General features: G+C 69.1%; 17 protein-coding genes. 12 read left to right on the top strand and 5 right to left on the bottom strand.

Annotated features, from left to right (window positions below; all coding sequences use genetic code 11):
* Position 1 precedes the first annotated feature (1 nt).
* From LV82_RS07500 to LV82_RS07465, 8 genes are read left to right on the top strand one after another with little or no spacing between them, the layout of a single operon-like run.
* Entirely contained in the window at positions 2 to 847 is an 846-nt protein-coding gene (locus LV82_RS07500) for a carbohydrate ABC transporter permease (protein WP_104070453.1), read from the top strand.
* A complete protein-coding gene (locus LV82_RS07495; RefSeq protein ID WP_104070424.1) occupies positions 844 to 2,925 on the top strand; it encodes an alpha-galactosidase in 2,082 nt (693 codons plus the stop codon). The genes LV82_RS07500 and LV82_RS07495 overlap by 4 nt, the downstream gene beginning before the upstream one ends.
* Entirely contained in the window at positions 2,922 to 4,637 is a 1,716-nt protein-coding gene (locus tag LV82_RS07490; RefSeq protein WP_104070423.1) for an IlvD/Edd family dehydratase, read from the top strand. The genes LV82_RS07495 and LV82_RS07490 overlap by 4 nt, the downstream gene beginning before the upstream one ends.
* Before the next feature lie 10 nt (positions 4,638 to 4,647).
* A complete protein-coding gene (locus LV82_RS07485) occupies positions 4,648 to 5,418 on the top strand; it encodes an SDR family NAD(P)-dependent oxidoreductase (RefSeq protein WP_104070421.1) in 771 nt (256 codons plus the stop codon).
* A gap of 13 nt (positions 5,419 to 5,431) precedes the next feature.
* Positions 5,432 to 6,343, top strand: coding sequence for a 2-dehydro-3-deoxygalactonokinase (locus tag LV82_RS07480; protein WP_104070803.1), 912 nt, complete (start codon positions 5,432 to 5,434; stop codon positions 6,341 to 6,343).
* A complete protein-coding gene (locus LV82_RS07475) occupies positions 6,340 to 6,945 on the top strand; it encodes a 2-dehydro-3-deoxy-6-phosphogalactonate aldolase (RefSeq protein ID WP_104070420.1) in 606 nt (201 codons plus the stop codon). Before LV82_RS07480 ends, LV82_RS07475 begins: the two co-directional genes overlap by 4 nt.
* Positions 6,942 to 7,790, top strand: a complete 849-nt coding sequence (locus tag LV82_RS07470; protein ID WP_104070418.1) for an SMP-30/gluconolactonase/LRE family protein — start codon at positions 6,942 to 6,944, stop codon at positions 7,788 to 7,790. Before LV82_RS07475 ends, LV82_RS07470 begins: the two co-directional genes overlap by 4 nt.
* Before the next feature lie 7 nt (positions 7,791 to 7,797).
* Positions 7,798 to 9,699: a beta-galactosidase gene (locus LV82_RS07465; RefSeq protein ID WP_104070417.1), complete on the top strand. Its 1,902-nt coding sequence runs from the start codon at positions 7,798 to 7,800 to the stop codon at positions 9,697 to 9,699.
* On the opposite strand, the gene LV82_RS07460 is transcribed toward LV82_RS07465, so the two are convergent.
* Genes LV82_RS07460 through LV82_RS07440 form a run of 5 tightly spaced genes read right to left on the bottom strand, consistent with a single transcriptional unit; the run spans position 9,687 to position 14,344 of the window.
* Positions 9,687 to 10,433 (bottom strand): SDR family NAD(P)-dependent oxidoreductase, encoded by a 747-nt coding sequence (locus LV82_RS07460; RefSeq protein ID WP_104070415.1) that lies wholly within the window; start codon positions 10,431 to 10,433, stop codon positions 9,687 to 9,689. The two genes, LV82_RS07465 and LV82_RS07460, sit on opposite strands and share 13 nt — an antisense overlap.
* The gene (locus LV82_RS07455) at positions 10,430 to 11,032 is read right to left on the bottom strand and encodes a DUF3833 domain-containing protein (RefSeq protein WP_104070414.1); all 603 of its coding nucleotides are present in this window, start codon (positions 11,030 to 11,032) and stop codon (positions 10,430 to 10,432) included. Before LV82_RS07455 ends, LV82_RS07460 begins: the two co-directional genes overlap by 4 nt.
* Positions 11,029 to 12,306, bottom strand: a complete 1,278-nt coding sequence (locus tag LV82_RS07450) for an MFS transporter (protein WP_245873109.1) — start codon at positions 12,304 to 12,306, stop codon at positions 11,029 to 11,031. Before LV82_RS07450 ends, LV82_RS07455 begins: the two co-directional genes overlap by 4 nt.
* Positions 12,303 to 13,055: a DUF1365 domain-containing protein gene (locus LV82_RS07445; protein WP_104070412.1), complete on the bottom strand. Its 753-nt coding sequence runs from the start codon at positions 13,053 to 13,055 to the stop codon at positions 12,303 to 12,305. Before LV82_RS07445 ends, LV82_RS07450 begins: the two co-directional genes overlap by 4 nt.
* On the bottom strand, positions 13,052 to 14,344 hold the full coding sequence (locus LV82_RS07440; protein ID WP_104070800.1) for an NAD(P)/FAD-dependent oxidoreductase: 1,293 nt from the start codon (positions 14,342 to 14,344) through the stop codon (positions 13,052 to 13,054). The genes LV82_RS07445 and LV82_RS07440 overlap by 4 nt, the downstream gene beginning before the upstream one ends.
* Positions 14,345 to 14,618: 274 nt before the next feature.
* Here LV82_RS07440 and LV82_RS07435 point away from each other — a divergent pair, with 274 nt between their 5' ends.
* From LV82_RS07435 to LV82_RS07420, 4 genes are read left to right on the top strand one after another with little or no spacing between them, the layout of a single operon-like run.
* A complete protein-coding gene (locus LV82_RS07435; RefSeq protein WP_245873108.1) occupies positions 14,619 to 15,188 on the top strand; it encodes a sigma-70 family RNA polymerase sigma factor in 570 nt (189 codons plus the stop codon).
* Complete coding sequence (locus LV82_RS07430; protein WP_104070410.1) at positions 15,185 to 15,826, top strand: ChrR family anti-sigma-E factor; 642 nt, start codon at positions 15,185 to 15,187, stop codon at positions 15,824 to 15,826. The genes LV82_RS07435 and LV82_RS07430 overlap by 4 nt, the downstream gene beginning before the upstream one ends.
* A gap of 4 nt (positions 15,827 to 15,830) precedes the next feature.
* The gene (locus LV82_RS07425; protein ID WP_104070408.1) at positions 15,831 to 16,493 is read left to right on the top strand and encodes an SDR family NAD(P)-dependent oxidoreductase; all 663 of its coding nucleotides are present in this window, start codon (positions 15,831 to 15,833) and stop codon (positions 16,491 to 16,493) included.
* The gene (locus LV82_RS07420) at positions 16,487 to 18,013 is read left to right on the top strand and encodes a cryptochrome/photolyase family protein (RefSeq protein ID WP_104070406.1); all 1,527 of its coding nucleotides are present in this window, start codon (positions 16,487 to 16,489) and stop codon (positions 18,011 to 18,013) included. Before LV82_RS07425 ends, LV82_RS07420 begins: the two co-directional genes overlap by 7 nt.
* Positions 18,014 to 18,049: the final 36 nt, after the last annotated feature.

Here is an 18,049-nt window from a genome sequence, read left to right as displayed (position 1 = left end):
GATGTTTCCAACCCCGATCGAAAAAACCGGCCCGGCCATCCGCATTTCCTATCAGGTCGCGGTGCCGATCGCGCTGTTCATCTGGCTGCTGCCGCTTCTGGGCGTGGCGCTGACCTCGGTCCGTCCGGCATCCGACCTGGCCCAGGGCAACTATTTCGGCATGCCGTCGTATCTGGCCTTCGACAATTACCTCGAGATCTTCCGCAACACGCCGATCGGGCGCTATCTGCTGAATTCGCTGATCGTGACGATCCCGACGGTGATCGGCGCGGTGGCCCTGTCCTGCATGACGGGCTTTGCGCTGGGGATCTATCGCTTTCGGTCGAACCTGCTGATCTTCTTTCTCTTCGTCGCGGGCAACTTCGTGCCGTTCCAGATCCTGATGGTTCCGGTGCGTGACCTGACGCTGAAGATGGGGGTCTACAACACCTGGTATGGCCTTGCGGCCTTTCACATCGCCTTTCAGACCGGCTTCTGCACGCTGTTCATGCGCAACTTCATCCGCGCCCTGCCCGTCGAGCTGATCGAGGCCGCCCGCGTCGAGGGCGTCAGCGAGATCCGCATCTTCTGGCATATCGTCCTGCCGCTGATGCGCCCGGCGATCGCCGCGCTGGCGGTGCTGGTCTTCACCTTCATCTGGAACGACTTCTTCTGGGCCACGGTGCTGACCAACAGCCAGGACAGCCAGCCGATCACGGCCGGCCTGTCGTCGCTGAACGGTCAGTGGGTCGCGCAATGGCACCTGGTCAGCGCGGGTTCGATCCTGGCCGCCCTGCCGCCGGTGGCCATGTTCTTCCTGATGCAGCGCCATTTCATCGCGGGCCTGACGCTGGGGGCCGTGAAATGACGCAATGGCGGCTGGACACACCGACACAGACGCTGATCCTGGGACTTGCCGACGATCGGATGGCGGCGGTGCTCTACTGGGGCGCGCCCCTGCCGCGGGAAGAGGACCTCGCGCAGGTCGCGGCGGCGCCGGTGGCCGACGTCACGGGGGGCATGCTGGACGAAAACCCGCCCCTCTCGGTCTGTCCGCTGGCCGCGCGCAGCTTTCCGGGCCAGCCGGGGATCAGCCTGCGCGGCGCGGACGGGCGCCAGATCCAACCCGATTTCCGCTTCCTGCGGACCGAACAGACCCCCGATGGCCTTGCCCTGCACCACCGGGACGAAACCCTTGGCCTGACGCTGACCGCGCGCTTCGTCGCCCATCCCCAAACCGGCCTGATCGAGGCCACGACCGAGCTTGCATCGGACGCGCCCGTCTGGCTGGACTGGCTGGCCGCGCCCGTGCTGCCCGCGCCGCAATGGGCCGAGACGATGATCGACTTCGCCGGCCGCTGGTGCGGCGAGTTCCAGCCCGTGACCACGCGCTGGAGCCCCGGCATCCGCCTGCGCGAAAGCCGCACGGGGCGCACCGGGCATGAACATTTCCCCGGCCTCTACCTGCCCGGGCGGGGCGCCACGAATACGCGCGGGCCGGTTCACGCGCTGCATTACGGCTGGTCGGGCGGCCATCGCATGATCGCCGAGGAATTGCCCGATGGCCGCCGGCAGATCCAGTTCGGCCATGCCGCGGGAACCGAGACCCGCTCCGGCACGCGCTTTGCCACCGCGCCCCTGTTCATGGCCGTGTCCGATTGCGGGCTGAACGGCTGCGCGGTCGCCTTCCAGCGCCATGTGCGCGACCATCTGGTGCCCTGGCCCGACCGCGCCCGCCCCCGCCCGGTCCACTACAATTGCTGGGAAGCCATCTATTTCGACCACGACCTGCCGCGCCTGAAGGAAATCGCCGCGATTGCCGCCGATCTGGGGGCCGAACGCTTCGTTCTGGATGACGGCTGGTTCGGGCGGCGCGACGACGACACCTCCAGCCTGGGCGACTGGCGGGTCGATCCGCGCAAGTATCCCAATGGGCTGGGGCCGCTGATCGACCATGTCCGCGAACTGGGGATGTCCTTCGGCATCTGGTTCGAACCCGAGATGGTCAATCTCGACTCGGACCTCGCGCGCGCCCATCCCGATTGGGTGCTCGGCCCGGCGGACCAGATCGAGGGCCGCCAGCAGCGCGTGCTGAACATGGCCCTGCCACAGGTACGCGACCACCTGTTCCAGGCCATCGCCGCGATCCTGTCGGCCCATCCCATCGACTATGTCAAATGGGACCACAACCGCGTCCTGCCCCTGCCCGATGCGGACCAGACGCGGGGCACCTATGCCCTGCTTGACCGCCTGCGCGCGGCCTTTCCCGGGGTCGAGTTCGAAAGCTGCGCCTCGGGCGGGGGGCGGATCGATTTCGGCATCCTGTCGCGCACGCACCGGGTCTGGCTGTCGGATTCGAACGACGCGCTCGAGCGGCTGCGCATCCAGCATGACGCGGCCCTGTTCCTGCCCGCCGCCGTGACCGGCAGCCATGTCGGCCCGCGCCACTGCCACACATCGGGGCGCGAGATCGACATCGCCTTCCGCGCCTGGGTGGCCGCGCAGCGCCACATGGGCTTCGAGATGGACCCGCGCGAGCTGACCCCGCACGAAGCCACCGTTCTGCGCGAGGTCACCGCCTGGTGGAAGGCCAATCGCGACTGGCTGATGGCCGCCGACATCCTGCGGCTGGACAGCCCCGACCCGGCGGTCACGGCGGAAATCCGGGTCGCGCGCGCGCAGGACCGCTTCGTTCTGTTCGCGGCGCTGGCCGAAAGCTCGGCCCAGATCCTGCCCCGCCCGCTGCAGCTTGCCGGGCTGGACCCGCAGGCGCGCTATCGGCTGCGGCTTCTGAACCGCGACCAGGCGCCCGGCCTGTCGCGCGGCGCCCCCGCGCTGAAATCGGGCGAATTGACACTTTCGGGCCAATACCTGATGAACCGGGGCCTGACCCTGCCCTGGGCCTTTCCGCAAACCATGTGGGTCATCGAAGGACACAAGGAATGAGCGCCAACAGACGCAGCCGCAACTGGTATGGCAAGCTGGACAAGGACGGCTTCATCCATCGCAGCTGGATGAAGAACCAGGGCTTTCCCGACCATGTCTTCGACGGCCGCCCGATCATCGGCATCTGCAACACCTGGTCGGAACTCACGCCTTGCAATTCGGGCCTGCGCGAACTGGCCGAGGCCGTCAAGCGCGGCGTGTGGGAGGCCGGCGGCTTCCCGGTCGAATTCCCGGTCATGTCGCTGGGCGAAACCCAGATGAAGCCCACCGCGATGCTGTTTCGCAACCTGCTGGCGATGGATGTCGAGGAATCGATCCGCGCCTATGGGATCGACGGCGTGGTGCTCTTGGGCGGCTGCGACAAGACCACGCCGGGCCAGCTGATGGGCGCCTGTTCGGTCGATCTGCCCGCCATCGTGGTCAGCGCCGGGCCGATGCTGAACGGCAAGTGGAAGGGCAAGGATATAGGCTCGGGCACCGATGTGTGGAAGTTCTCGGAAGCCGTCCGCGCCGGCCAGATGAGCCTGAAGGACTTCATGGCCGCCGAATCCGGCATGAGCCGCTCGCGCGGGGTCTGCATGACGATGGGCACGGCCAGCACCATGGCCAGCCTTGTCGAGGCGATGGGCATGAGCCTGCCGCTGAACGCCGCCCTGCCGGCGGTCGATGCCCGTCGCACCGCGCTGGCCCACATGACCGGCCGCCGCATCGTCGAGATGGTCGAGGAGGATCTGAAGCCCTCCGACATCCTGACGCGCGCGGCCTTCGAGAACGCGATCCTCGCCAATGCCGCGGTGGGCGGGTCCACCAACGCGGTCGTCCATCTTCTGGCGATCGCGGGGCGCGTGGGCGTCGACCTGCGGCTCGAGGATTTCGAGATCGGCGCGGATGTGCCGCTTCTGGTCAATTGCATGCCGTCGGGCAAATACCTGATGGAGGATTTCTGCTATGCCGGCGGCATGCCGGTGGTGCTGTCGGAACTGGCGGGCGCGGGGCTTCTGCGCGCCAACCGCACGGTGATGGGCGGCGACATCTCGGCCTATGCCGAGGGCGCGGAATGTTACAACCGCGACGTCATCCGCCCCTTCGACGACCCGCTGAAACCCGCCGCGGGCATCCGGGTGCTGAAGGGCAACCTGGCCCCGAACGGCGCGATCGTGAAACCCTCGGCCGCGACGCCCGAGCTTCTGGAACACGAAGGCCCGGCCTTTGTCTTTGAAAGCATCGAGGACCTGAAGGCCAATATCGACCGCGACGACCTGCCGGTGACGCACGACACGATCCTGGTGCTGAAGGGCTGCGGGCCGAAGGGCTATCCCGGCATGCCCGAGGTCGGCAACATGCCGATCCCCAAGCGGCTGGTCCAGCAGGGCGTGCGCGACATGGTGCGCATCTCGGACGCGCGGATGTCGGGCACCGCCTTTGGCACCGTGGTGCTGCATGTCAGCCCCGAGGCCCAGGCCGGCGGCCCGCTGGCGCTGGTGCGCACCGGCGACCGCATCCGCCTGTCGGCACGCGAGGGGCGCCTGGAACTGCTGGTGGACGAGGCCGAGCTCTCCCGCCGCCGCGCCGAATGGCGGCCCGAGCCGCCGCATTACACCCGCGGCTATGCGAAACTGTATATCGACCACGTCCTGCAGGCCGACCGGGGCGCCGATCTGGACTTCCTCGTCGGCAAGGACACCCGCCCCGTGACCCGCGAAAGCCATTAGGAGAGAGCGCATGACGCAGCATGTCACCTTCCATGACCTGAAGGGCGCCTCGGTCTTCATCACCGGGGGCGGGTCGGGCATCGGCGCCGCGCTGACGGAAGGCTTCGTCGCCCAGGGCGCGCGCGTGGCCTTTGTCCAGCGTTCGGACGCGACCGCCTTCTGCGACCAGATCGAACAGCGCCACGGCATCCGCCCCCTGTTCATCCCCTGCGACATCACCGACATCGCCGCGCTTCAGGACGCGATGGCCCAGGCCGCGGCCGCGCATGGCGACATCACGGTGCTGGTCAACAATGCGGCAAACGACGCCCGCCACCGGCTTGAAGACCTGGGCGTCGAGGACTGGGACCGTTCGATCGCGGTCAACCTGCGGCCGCATTTCTTCACCGCCCAGGCCGCGGCGCCGATGATGCGGCGCGCGGGCGGGGGATCGATCATCAACTTCTCGTCGATCAGCTACATGATGGGCAATGCGGGCTATCCGGCCTATGCCACGGCCAAGGCGGGCATCACCGGTCTGACCCGCGCGCTGGCGCGCGAGCTGGGCCCCGACCGGATCCGCGTCAACGCGCTGATGCCCGGCTGGGTACTGACCGATCGTCAGCTGGAACTCTGGGCCACGCCCGAGGATCTGGCCGCCCATCTGGCCCGCCAATGCCTGAAGGAACATCTGAAGCCGCAGGACATCGTGGATGCAACGCTGTTCCTGGCATCGAATGCCAGCCGCATGATGACCGGTCAGGCCATGGTGGTGGATGGCGGCGTCGTGGTCACGGGCTGAAGGGAACATGGACATGACCTCACCCGACTGGATCGCGGCGGATTGGGGCACATCGCATCTGCGCCTGTGGCTGATGGACGAATCCGACCGCGTGCTGCACCGCATCGCGGCCGATTGCGGCATGGGCAGCCTTGCGCGCGACGGGTTCGAACCTGCCCTGCTGCGGCACGTCGGCGACCGCCTGGCCCCGGGCCGCGTCACGCCCGTCATCTGCTGCGGCATGGCCGGGTCGCGCCAGGGCTGGGCCGAGGCCCCCTATGCCCGCACGCCCTGTCCACCGCCTTCGCTGGCGCAGGCGGCCGCCGCGCCCACGACCGATCCGCGGCTGGAGGTGCGCATCCTGCCCGGCATCGCGCAAGAGCGGCCTGCCGACGTGATGCGCGGCGAGGAAACCCAGATCAAGGGCTGGCTGGCCGCCCATCCGGGCTTTGACGGCGTTCTGTGCCTGCCCGGCACCCATTGCAAGTGGGCCCATATCAGCGCGGGCGAGGTCGTCAGTTTCCGCACCTTCATGACCGGCGAGCTGTTCGCCCTGTTGTCGCGCCAGTCGGTGCTGCGCCATTCCCTTTCGGACGAGGGCTGGGACGATGACGCCTTTGCACAGGCCGTCGCCCAGGCGATGTCGAACCCGGGCTCGGTCGCGGCCGACCTGTTCACGATCCGCGCCCAGTCGCTGCTGGCCGGGCTCGACCCGGCGGTGGCCCGCGCGCGCCTCTCGGGCCTCTTGATCGGGCTTGAGCTGGGCGGCGCCCGGCCCTGGTGGCTGGGCCAGGACGTTGCCATCATCGGCGCGCCGAAGATCGCTGCCGCCTATCAGGCCGCCCTGAGCGGCCAGGGCGTGCCAGCCCGCCTTGCCGATTCCGAGGACATGACCCTGCGCGGCCTGATCGCCGCGCGCCGCGCGCAAAGGGAGAACGCCGCATGAGCTGCGAGATCATCGCCATCCTGCGGGGCATCACGCCCGAAGAGGCCAGCCCCGTTGCCCATGCCCTGGTCGAAGCCGGCATCACCCGCATCGAGGTGCCGCTGAACTCGCCCCGCCCGTTCGATTCCATCTCGCGGATGATCGCGGCGGTCGGCGACCGCGCGCTGGTGGGCGCCGGCACGGTTCTGTCGCCCGAACAGGTCGCCCGCCTGCGTGGCCTGGGCGCGGGGCTGGTCGTGTCGCCCGATTGCAACCCGCAGGTCATCGCCGCCGCGCGCGAGGCCGGCATGGTCACCTGCCCCGGCGTGATGACGCCCACGGAATGCTTTGCCGCCCTGCGCGCGGGGGCGGACGCGCTGAAGCTGTTCCCCGCCTCGCTGATCGGGCCCGAGGGCCTGCGCGCCATGCGCGCCGTGCTGCCCGAAGGCGCCCGCGTCTATGCCGTGGGCGGCGTCGGAGCCGACAATTTCGCCCAGTGGCGCGCGGCGGGGGCCGATGGCTTTGGCATCGGCAGCGCGCTTTACAAGCCCGGCCTGACCGTCGAGCAGGTCGCCGAACGCGCGCGCGAACTGGTTCAGGCGTGGGAGCGTTCCGAACCATGACCGCCACGGTCTTTTCCGACACGATCTGCGAACTGGGCGAAGGCCCGCTGTGGCATCCCGAACGGGGCGAGCTGATCTGGTTCGACATCCTCGGCAAACGGATGTTCGCCCGCGCGCCCGGCGGTCCCGAACGGCACTGGGATTTCGATGAACATGTCTCGGCCGCCGGCTGGGTCAGCGAAGGCGAGCTGCTGATCGCCTCGGAAACCGCGCTGTGGCGCTTCGACATGGAAACGGGCACGCGCGCGCGCGTCGTGCCGCTGGAAGCCGACAATCCCGTGACGCGATCGAACGACGGCCGGGCCGATCCATGGGGCGGGTTCTGGATCGGCACGATGGGCAAGCGCGCCGAGCCGCGCGCGGGATCGATCTGGCGCTACTGGCGCGGCGAGCTGCGCCGGCTGGTGCCCGAGGTCACGATCTCGAACTCGATCTGCTTTGCGCCCGACGGGTCCTGCGCCTACTGGACCGACACCGCCGACGGGCGCATCTGGCGCCAGCCGCTCGACCCCGAAACCGGCTGGCCGCGGGGCAATCGCGAACTCTTCGCCGATCTCTCGGACGAAAGCTTCGGCCCGGATGGGTCGGTGACCGACAGCGCGGGCAACCTGTGGAACGCGCAATGGGGCGCGGGCCGGGTGGCCGCCTACGCCCCCGACGGGCGGCTGGTCACGACCCTTGCCGTGCCCGGCGCGCAGGCCTCGTGCCCTGCCTTCGGCGGCCCGGACCTGCGCACCCTGTTCGTGACCACCGCGGCGCAGGGCCTGTCCGACCCGGCCTCGGGCCGCACCTATGCCCTGCCCGCGCCCGTCGCCGGCCTGCCCGAACATCGCGTCATCCTGTGAGGCTGCAATGAAACGCACGCTTGGCGTCTGCTATTACCCCGAACATTGGCCCGAGGAGACCTGGGAGGAGGACGCCGCGCGCATGGCGCAGGCGGGCCTGACCTGGGTGCGCATCGGCGAATTCGCCTGGAGCCGCATAGAGCCCGAGCCAGGACGGCTGAACTGGGACTGGCTGGACCGGGCCATCGCCACGCTTGGCCGCCACGGGCTGAAGGTCGTGCTGGGCACTCCCACTGCCACGCCGCCGCGCTGGATGCTGGAACGTCACCCCGACATGCTGGCGCTGGACGCCCAGGGCCGCCCGCGCGGCTTCGGCTCGCGCCGCCATTACTGCTTCAGCCATCGCGGCTATCTGCACGAATGCCGCCGCATCGTGCGGCTGCTTGCACAGCGCTATGGCCAGCATCCGCATGTCGCCGCCTGGCAGACCGACAACGAATATGGCTGCCACGACACGGTGGTCAGCTATTCCGATGCCGCGCGCCATGCCTTCCGCGACTGGCTGCGCGCGCGCTACGGCACGATCGCCGCTCTGAACGCGGCCTGGGGCAATGTCTTCTGGTCGATGGAGTATCACGATTTCGACCAGATCGGCCTGCCGAACCTGACCGTGACCGAACCCAACCCTTCGCATGTGCTGGATTTCCGGCGCTTCTCCTCGGACCAGGTCGTGGCCTTCAACCGCGCCCAGGCCGAAATCATCCGCGCCTTCTCGGACCGCCCCATCGCGCACAACTACATGGGCCGGGTGACCGATTTCGACCATTTCAGGGTCGGCGCCGATCTGGACATCGCCAGCTGGGACAGCTACCCGCTGGGCTTTCTCGAGGACCGGCTCGAGGTCGATGCCGACTGGAAGCGCCGCTTTGCCCGGCAGGGCGATCCCGACTTCCAGGCCTTTCACCACGACCTGTACCGCGCCGTCGGCCGCGGCCGGTGGTGGATCATGGAACAGCAGCCCGGGCCGGTGAACTGGGCCCCCTACAACCCCGCTCCCCTGCCCGGCATGGTCCGGCTGTGGACATGGGAGGCCTTCGCCCACGGGGCCGAGGCCGTGTGCTATTTCCGCTGGCGCCAGGCGCCCTTCGCGCAGGAACAGATGCATGCGGGCCTTTTGCGCCCCGACAGCGCCCCGGCCCCCGCGCTGGACGAGGCCGCCCGCGTCGCGGCCGAGCTGGCCGACGCGCCCCGGGTCCATGCCGCCCCCGCCCCGGTCGCGCTGATCTTCGACTATGACGCCGACTGGGCCTGGGCGATCCAGCCCCATGCCCGCGGGGCCAGCTATTTCGCGCTGGTCTTCGACCATTACCGGGCGCTGCGCCGGGCGGGCCTGTCGATCGACATCGTGGGGCCGGATTGCCGCGACTTCTCGGGCCGCAGGCTGGTCGTGGCGCCGGGCCTGATGCACATGCCCGACGATCTGAAGACCGCGCTGGCCGAAAGTGGCGCGCAGGTGCTGATCGGGCCGCGCAGCGGGGCGCGGGATGCGTCCATGCGCATTCCCGTGCCGCTGCCGCCGGCCTTTCCGGGGCTGGATGTCACCGTCTCGCGCGTGGAAAGCCTTGCGCCGGGGATGGAGATGCCGCTGCAGGGCGGCGGCCAGATCCGGCTCTACCGCGAGGAAATCGAGGGCGGCGCGACGCCGGTCCTGACGCTGGCCGATGGCGCGCCCGCCGCGATGCGCGCGGGCAATGTCACCTACATGGCCGGCTGGGGCGATGGCGCGGCGCTGGACCGGCTGGTGACGATGCTGGCGGATCAGGCCGGGCTGACCCGCCTGCCCCTGCCCGAAGGCGTGCGCATCCGCGACACGGGCGCCGAACGGTTCTGGTTCAACTACAACCCCTACGCGGTGGACACGCCGGTCGGGCGGCTGGACCCGGCCGGGGTCCTGCGTCAATCCTTCTGAGCGCGCCGGAATATCCGGTGGAACCAGGACAGCGGCAGGAACCGGCCCAGCGTGAAAAGCAGCGCAAAGGGCCTGGGGAAGTTCGTCTCGAACCGGCCGCTTTCGATCTGGTCCAGGATGCGCGCGGCGGCGTCTTCGGGGTCCATCAGGCTGGGCATGTCGAAATCGTTCTTTTCGGTCAGGCGGGTGCGGATGAAGCCGGGATTGGCGATCTGCACGGTCACACCCGTTCCCGCCAGATCGGCCCGCATCGTCTGGGCCAGCGACAGCAGCGCCGCCTTCGACGCGCCATAGCCGATCGCCCCGGGCAGGCCGCGATGGGCCGAAAGCGACCCGACGATCATCACCTGCCCCCGCCCGCGCCGCGCCATTTCGGGCACGACCCGGCCCAGGACGCGCAGCGCGCCGACGAAGTTGACCTGGGCCATGGCGACGGATTCGGCCGCGTCCCAGTCCCGCGCGCGCATCGGCTCATAGCGGCCGGCGGAATAGATCACGCCGTCCGTGCTGCCGGCCTCGCGCACGGCCCGATCGGCCGAATCGTCGTCGGTCACGTCCAGCGTCACGACCCGCGCCCGCGGGGCCAGCTCGGCGGCCAGATCCTGAAGGCGCCCGGCACTGCGCGCCGACAGGACGACCCGCCCGCCCCGCGCCACGATCCCGCGCGCCAGCGCCCGGCCAAGGCCCTCGCTGGCGCCGATGATCCAGAATTCCCGCCCGGCGATGCGGCTCATTGCGCGGGCTCCATCGCCTCGGTCCCGACAGGGGCCGGGGACATGCGCGCCTCGGTATCGGGGCGCATCGTGGCGATCAGCTCGGCGACCCTGATGCCGAACTTGCGCATCTCGGACCGGTTCATCACCGTGCCGTTGTCCATCAGGTACAGCCAATCGGTGACGTCCAGAACATGCCCGCCCGCGCTTTCGGGCAGGCGGATGCGATAGGTCAGATGGGCCACGGCGCCCGCCTGTTCGCCCCGGCCCGTGCCGATGATGTCATCGGCCGTGGCGACGAAACTGCCATCGCCGTTCACCTTCAGATGCCACAGGCGGCGCTGGTCGGTGCCGTTGTCATAGATGAAATGTTCGCTCAGCGTGCCGGAATTGCCGGTCCAGCTGCCCTCCATCCGGGCGACGAAGCGGGTGGTCACCCGCCCCGTGGGGCCAAAGATCACGCCTTCGGAGATCATCGGCCCCGAAAGCACGCGCCGGATGTCCATCGGCGGCCCGGTATCTGCATAATCCGTGACGCTTTGCGCCGAGAAGGAAAGAAAGCCCCGCTGCACGGCGATCAGCGCCAGTGCAAGAAGGGCCAGAACAAGCAGCGTTTTCATGCGCTTTCTCCGTCCAGGGGGTGACGCGCGACCCACAGGATCACGCCAAGTTTCAGGATGCAGGGCAGTCCGGCATACAGGATCAGCAGGGCACCCATCGCCCGGGCCGGGCTGTCTCCGCCCGGCTCGAATCCCGCGATCTGCAGCAGGGGCAGCGCGACGCCCGCCGCCAGCCCCAGCGCCGCCTTGCCCGCAAGGCTCCACAGGCCAAAGGCCAATCCCGGCGCAAGCCCCGCGCGGGCCAGCGCGGCCGAGAACAGCGCCGGCAGGATCACCATATCCGCCCCCAGTGCCGCACCCGACGCCGCCGAGATCGCCGCAAAGGCCACAGCGTCGCCGGGCTGCAGGACGCCCGCAAAGACAAAGGCCGCCACGGCCAGCGCCATCCCCGCGATCAGCGTCGGCCGCGCGCCGGCCCGGCGGGCCAGCCGCGACCACAGCGGCGCCGACAGGCCCGCGGCCACGAAGAACAGGATCAGGAAGACCCCCGCCATGCCGGGCAGGCGCAGATAATCGCCCACGAAGAACAGGAACAGCGTCGAGGTAAAGGCCACCGGCAGCGCGTTGACGAAGGCCAGCGCGATCAGCCCGCCCGCGCCCGATCGGCTCAGCGCCGCGCGCGTCAGCGGCGCGGCTGGTGCGACCGGCCCCGACCACAGCCCACGCGATACGGCCAGCGCGACCAGGCACAGAGCCGCCAGCACCACCCCGAAGACGCGCCAGGCGCCTGCCCCCGGCACGGCGCGGCCCAGAAGATCGGGCAGCGCCGCGGCCAGAACGATGCCCGCGATGATCCCGGCCTCGCGCCAGCCGGCCAGCGCAAGCTGCCCGTGCCGCCCGCCTCCGATCGCCACGCCCCGGCCATACAGCAGGATCGTCGCAAGGCTGAAGGCCGTGAACAGCAGCATCAGCGCGGCAACCAGCCAGGCAAGGCCGGGCATCGGCGCCACAAACAGCATCAGGAACCCCGCCGCCAGTCCCAGCGCGGAAAGCCGCGCCAATGTCGCCCCCGACAGGGCAAGCCGATCGGTGAGCCGGCCCAGAAACGGGTCCTGCGCCAGATCGAACAGCCGCATCGCCATCAGCACGACACCCAGGGTCGCCAGGGGCAGGCCCAGGACCTGCCCGGCATAAACCGGCAGATGGATGTAAAGCGGCAACCCGGCCGTGGCCAGCATCGCGCCAAAGACCGCGACCCGCGCGCCCGTGGCCGGATCGACCGCCCCGCCACGCGCGACAGGCGATTCCGCGGGCGATGTCGCGGGCGCGGTCACGACACGTCCCCTTCGGGCGCGGGCGGGCGCGACCGGAAGGGCGCGCGCTTGAGAAACAGGAACAGCGCCTGCCAATGGATCAGCGCCAGCGTCCGCCAGCCGCCGCCGGGCCGGGCCAGCGCCGCGCGCAACAGGCGCGCATTCGTCATCGGACGGCGCGGGCCGGACAGCGTCGCGATCAGCCCGTCCCTGCCATCGGCAAACAGGATGCGGATGCCGATCCGGTCGTCGCGGATGTCAAAGGCGAATTCGTAGCCGCCCGCCACGCGCTGGAACGGCGAGACATGCAGGACCTTTTCGGCCCGCAGCCGGTCGGTGGGCCGGATCGGCCGCAGATCGGGACGGGCGATGAAATAGCTGTGGCGGTCGCCGAAGGTGTTGTTGACCTCGGCGATCGCGGCGATCAGCGCGCCGTCCCGAAAGGCCAGCCAGAAGCTGACGGGGTTGAAGACAAGGTTCAGGAAACGCGGCTGCGTCAGCAGGCGCAGATCGCCCGGCGCGACCCTGACGCCGCGCGCCTCCAGCACCGCGCGCGCCCATTCGGCGCCGCGCCGAGGATCCTTTGGCCCGCCGTGATCGCGGTCCCGCACCGTCGCCAGATTGAACCGGTTGCGCGAGAACAGCGCGGGCCCCGCCGTCGCGTCGGGATCGATCAGCACGTAATCGACCCGGTGGCGAAAGGCATGGGCGATCGCCCCGCGCCGCGCATGGGTGGTCTGGCCGGCGACGATTTCGGGCCAGTTGGTCATGCCGCGACGGCCTCCGACCGTTGGTCCCGGATCGCGCGGGCGGCGTTCAGGCCGCTGGTGAACCCGTCCTCGTGAAAGCCATAGCCGGTCCAGGCGCCCGCGAACCATGTGCGGTTGCGGCCCTGGATCCCGCCGATCCGCGCCTGCGCCGCGAATGCCGCCTGGTCAAAGACCGGGTGGCGAAAGACCGTGTCGTCGTGGACCAGGTGTTCGGGGATCTCGCGCTCGGGGTTCAGCGAGACGAACAGCGGGTCATCGTCGGGAATGTTCTGCAACCGGTTCATCCAGTAGGTGACATTGATATGGGGCGCGTCCTCTCCGGTTTTTGCGCGATAGACCCACGAGGCCCAGGCGCGCCGACGCCGCGGCATCTGGTCGGTGTCGGAATGCAGCACCACGCGGTTGTCCTGATAGCGCACGGCCGAAAGGATCGCGCGTTCCTCGGGGCTGGGCGAATGCAGCATCCGCAAAGCCACGTCGCTGTGAACGGCCAGGATCACCGCGTCGAAACGCGCCTCGGCCCCCTGGGCATGGATGGTCACGCCGGCTTCGTCCCGCACGATCGCGTCCACCGGACAGCCCGCGCGGATGGTCGCGCCCCGCGCGGCCAGATGGGCCTCGACCCGGCGGACATATTCGCGGCTGCCGCCCCGGACCGTGTACCATTGATGCTGGCCCGTGATGCCCAGCAGGCCATGATTGCGAAAGAAATCGACCAACGCCCGCGCCGGAAAGCGCCCGACCTGGCCCGGCGGCGTGGACCAGATCGCCCCGCAGATCGGCAGCATGTAATAGTCGCGGAACCACCGGCCCAGCCGCAGCGTCTCGACCAGGTCGGCCAGCGTCATGGTATCGTCCCGCGCCGCGCGCTCGGCATGGGCGTGGAACCGCATGATGTCGCGCAGCATCCGCAGATAGCCGGGGCGCATCAGGTTGCGTTTCTGCGCCACCAGCCCGGCCAGATCGTGCAGGCGATACTCGACCTTGCCATCGTCGATCGTGGCGCCAAAGCTCATGCAGCTTTCCTGCACGGGCACCGAGAGCGCATCGAACATCGCCGTCAGATTGGGGTAATTGGCGTGGTTGAAGACGATGAACCCGGTATCGACCGGCTGATCGCCCCGGCGCCCCGCCATCACCGTGCGTGCATGGCCGCCCAGGCGCGGTTCGGCCTCGAACAGCGTTACGTCATGGTCGTCGGCCAGATGATAGGCCGCCGCCAGGCCCGATACGCCCGCGCCGATGACGGCCACGCGCCTGCGTTGAACGAAAGCTGCATCGAATGACATGTGATCCGTTCCCTTGTCCCTTGTTCTTGTCACAGGGATACGCCGGACGATGCCGGCCGGATCATTCCGCGCAATCATTCCGCGGATCCCGTGCGCGAAACTTCCCCGACAGGTTTTTTCGCCCAAAGGTGATCCGCCCGGATCGCGGCCGCGTATTCGTGGCATGTTGAACCAGATCGCCCAGCCTGACACAGTGTTTCCGAACCGCGTCGAAAGGCGTGCCGGCCGGCCCGGGCATTCGCCCTGGCGCAAGCCACAGGCAGATGGGAACGACATGGACGACACCTCGGGCACGGAAAAACCCTGCCCCCAGACCGAATGGATGATCGCGGTGCGCGATCGCCGGGACCGCACGGCCTTTGCAAGGCTGTTCGACCATTACGGTCCGCGGCTGAAGGCCGTCGCCATGCGGGGCGGCGCCTCGGCGGCCGAAGCCGAGGATATCGTGCAGGACGTGATGTTGACGATCTGGCACAAGGCGCACCATTTCGATCCCGGCCGGGCGCAGGTCTCGGCCTGGATCTATCGCATTGCGCGCAACCGCCAGATAGACCTGTTCCGGCGCCGCGCGCGTCCCGAACCCGAAGAGATCGTCGGCGAAGAGCGCAACGCCGACGACGCCGCCGAAGCGGTGGCGCTGGATCAGGAGGCCGCGCGGCTGCGCGCCGCCCTTGCCCGCCTGAACCTCGATCAGCGGCACATGATCGAAAAGGCTTACCTGGGCGAAATGACCCATGTCGAAATCCAGGAAGAGACCGGCCTGCCGCTTGGGACGATCAAGTCACGCCTGCGTCTTGGCCTGCAACGGCTGCGGCACGAGCTGAAGGAGCTACGAAAAGCATGAGCGACATCCGCCACCACATCCCCGACTGGATGATGCGCGACTATGTCGCAGGGGCGCTTGCCCATCCCTTTGCCCTGGTCGTGGCGACACATGTCTCGATGTGCGACGAATGCCGCGCCCTGATGGGCACGCACGAGGTGCTGGCCGGTGCCGCGCTCGAGGATGTGGACGCGGCCCCCCTGTCGGCCGACCTGCGCGAACGGCTGTTCGCCCGTCTCGACGACGCCCCGCCCGACCATGTCCGCCCCGCGCCGCGCCGGCAGGGCATCTATCCCGGTCCGCTGGCCGAGGCGATCGGCGCGCCCGAGCCGCGCTGGCGGTCGCTGGGAATGGGCGTGCGGCAAAGCATCCTCCATGACGGCCCGGACGGCTCGGCGCGGCTGCTGTTCATCCCGCCCGGCCAGGCCATGCCCGAACACAGCCATCGCGGCCTCGAGGCCACGCTGGTCCTGCAGGGCAGCTTCCGGGACGAGACGGACCATTTCGGCGTTGGCGATGTCGAGGTCGCGGACGAGAACCTGACTCATGTGCCTGTTGCCGGGCCGGACGAGCCCTGTATCTGCCTGGCCGCGACGGACGCGCCACTGAAATTCTCGGGCCTGATCCCGCGGCTGGCCCAGCCCTTCCTGCGGATCTGAGGTCATGGCGCGGGCGCTGATCATCGGCGCTTCCGGCGGGATCGGCGCGGCGCTGACCGGCGCCCTGGTCGATCGCGGCTATCAGGTGACCGGCCTGTCGCGCCGCCGCGACGGGCTGGACCTGACCCGCCCCGAGACGGTCGATCCCTGCCTGTCGGCCCTGTCGGGGCCGTTCTCGCGCGTCATCGTCGCCACCGGCATCCTTGCCCCGCCGGGCGGGCGGCCGGAAAAGTCCCTGTCGCAGATCTCGGCCCCGGCGATGGCACAAGTCATGGCCGTCAACGCGATCGGCCCGGCGCTGATCTTGCGCCACGCACCCCGGCTTCTGCCGCGCGATGCGCGCTCGGTCCTGGGCGTGCTGACGGCGCGCGTGGGCTCGATCGGCGACAACCGGCTGGGCGGGTGGTATTCCTATCGGGCCTCGAAGGCCGCGGCGAACCAGATCGTCCACACCGCCGCGATCGAGATCGCACGCACGCACCGGCAGGCCTGCCTGGTCGCGCTGCATCCCGGCACGGTCGCCACCCCCTTTACGGCGGATTACACCGGCCACCGCAGGGTCACGCCCGACCAGGCCGCGCGCAACCTGCTGGACGTGATGGACGGGCTTGGCCCGGGCGATAGCGGGCGGTTCCTGGACTGGGCCGGCAAGGAGATCCCGTGGTAAGGCTGGTCCTGGTCCTTGGCGATCAGCTGACCCCCGACATGGCCGCCCTGCGCGCGGCCGACCCCGCCCATGACCGCGTCGTGATGGCCGAGGTCATGGCAGAGGCGACCCATGTTCGCCACCATCCCCGCAAGATCGCCCTGATCCTTGCCGCGATGCGCAAGTTCGCCGCCCGCCTGCGCGCGGCCGGCTGGCGGGTCGATTACACGCGGCTGGACGATCCCGACAATGCAGGCTCGATCCCCGCAGAGCTGATGCGCCGCGCGGGCCAGCACGGGGCCGAAACCGTCCTTGCCACGCGACCTGGCGACTGGCGCCTGTTTGCCGCGATCGACGATCTGCCGCTGGCGCTGGACTGGCACGAGGACGACCGCTTCATCGCGACCCCGGCCGAATTCGACGCCTGGGCCACGGGGCGGCGCGAATTGCGGATGGAATGGTTCTATCGGCTGATGCGGCGCAAGACCGGCATCCTGATGCAGGGCGACCGGCCCGAAGGCGGCCGCTGGAACTATGATTCCGAAAACCGCAAGCCCCCGCGCGCCGATCTGTTCGCGCCGCGCCCCCCGGACTTTCCGCCCGATCAGGTGGTGAACGAGGTACTGGATCTGGTCGAGGCACGCTTTGGCGACCATTTCGGGCGCCTGCGGCCCTTTGGCCTGCCCACCGACGCGGATCAGGCGCAGATCCTGCTTGACCATTTCATGACCCATGCGCTGCCGCATTTCGGCGACTTTCAGGACGCGATGCTGGCGGACAACCCGTTCATGTATCATTCGCTTCTGTCGCCCTGCCTGAACCTGGGCCTTCTGGACCCGCTGGAGGTCTGCCGCCGGGCCGAGTCCGAATGGCGGGCGGGCCGCGTGGCCCTGAACGCGGCCGAAGGGTTCATCCGCCAGATCCTGGGCTGGCGGGAATATGTGCGCGGCATCTGGTGGCGCGAAGGGCCGGACTATGTCACCCGCAATGCGCTGGGGCATGACCGCGACCTACCGCCGCTGTATTGGGGGGCGGAAACACGCATGAACTGCATGGCCCATGTCGTCGGCCAGACCCGCGACCTGGCCTATGCCCATCATATCCAGCGGCTGATGGTGACGGGCAATTTCGCGCTGCTGGCCGGGATCGACCCCGCACAGGTGCATGAATGGTACCTGTCGGTCTATTTCGATGCCTTCGAATGGGTCGAGGCCCCGAACACGATCGGGATGAGCCAATTCGCCGATGGCGGGCTGGTGGCGTCCAAACCCTATATCTCTTCGGGGCGCTATATCGACCGGATGTCGGATTACTGCGCGGGCTGCCATTACCGCGTGGACCGGCGCACCGGGCCGCGCGCCTGCCCCTTCAACCTGCTTTACTGGCATTTCCTGGACCGGCACGCCGACCTTCTGTCGCACAACCGCAGGATGGGGCCGGTCATGGCCAACTGGGCGCGCACCGATGCCGCGACCCGGGCCGAGATCCTGGATCAGGCCGATGCGCTGTCGCGCGACCTGCAGGACGGGCGCACCGTCTAGGGGCGGGGCATTGATCCGCGGGCGCGGTCCATGCGT

This window comes from Albidovulum inexpectatum (assembly GCF_002927635.1).
GTDB classification, from domain to species: domain Bacteria; phylum Pseudomonadota; class Alphaproteobacteria; order Rhodobacterales; family Rhodobacteraceae; genus Albidovulum; species Albidovulum inexpectatum.
This window is presented reverse-complemented; position numbering and strand designations above follow the sequence as displayed.

Coding starts and splice junctions, on each gene's coding strand:
- LV82_RS07445 (WP_104070412.1), bottom strand. CDS start 13,055: ATGACCAACTGGCCCGAAATCGTCGCCGGCCAGACCACCCATGCGCGG.
- LV82_RS07490 (WP_104070423.1), top strand. CDS start 2,922: ATGAGCGCCAACAGACGCAGCCGCAACTGGTATGGCAAGCTGGACAAG.
- LV82_RS07440 (WP_104070800.1), bottom strand. CDS start 14,344: ATGTCATTCGATGCAGCTTTCGTTCAACGCAGGCGCGTGGCCGTCATC.
- LV82_RS07430 (WP_104070410.1), top strand. CDS start 15,185: ATGAGCGACATCCGCCACCACATCCCCGACTGGATGATGCGCGACTAT.
- LV82_RS07485 (WP_104070421.1), top strand. CDS start 4,648: ATGACGCAGCATGTCACCTTCCATGACCTGAAGGGCGCCTCGGTCTTC.
- LV82_RS07435 (WP_245873108.1), top strand. CDS start 14,619: ATGGACGACACCTCGGGCACGGAAAAACCCTGCCCCCAGACCGAATGG.
- LV82_RS07455 (WP_104070414.1), bottom strand. CDS start 11,032: ATGAAAACGCTGCTTGTTCTGGCCCTTCTTGCACTGGCGCTGATCGCC.
- LV82_RS07475 (WP_104070420.1), top strand. CDS start 6,340: ATGAGCTGCGAGATCATCGCCATCCTGCGGGGCATCACGCCCGAAGAG.
- LV82_RS07495 (WP_104070424.1), top strand. CDS start 844: ATGACGCAATGGCGGCTGGACACACCGACACAGACGCTGATCCTGGGA.
- LV82_RS07500 (WP_104070453.1), top strand. CDS start 2: ATGTTTCCAACCCCGATCGAAAAAACCGGCCCGGCCATCCGCATTTCC.
- LV82_RS07425 (WP_104070408.1), top strand. CDS start 15,831: ATGGCGCGGGCGCTGATCATCGGCGCTTCCGGCGGGATCGGCGCGGCG.
- LV82_RS07480 (WP_104070803.1), top strand. CDS start 5,432: ATGACCTCACCCGACTGGATCGCGGCGGATTGGGGCACATCGCATCTG.
- LV82_RS07470 (WP_104070418.1), top strand. CDS start 6,942: ATGACCGCCACGGTCTTTTCCGACACGATCTGCGAACTGGGCGAAGGC.
- LV82_RS07460 (WP_104070415.1), bottom strand. CDS start 10,433: ATGAGCCGCATCGCCGGGCGGGAATTCTGGATCATCGGCGCCAGCGAG.
- LV82_RS07465 (WP_104070417.1), top strand. CDS start 7,798: ATGAAACGCACGCTTGGCGTCTGCTATTACCCCGAACATTGGCCCGAG.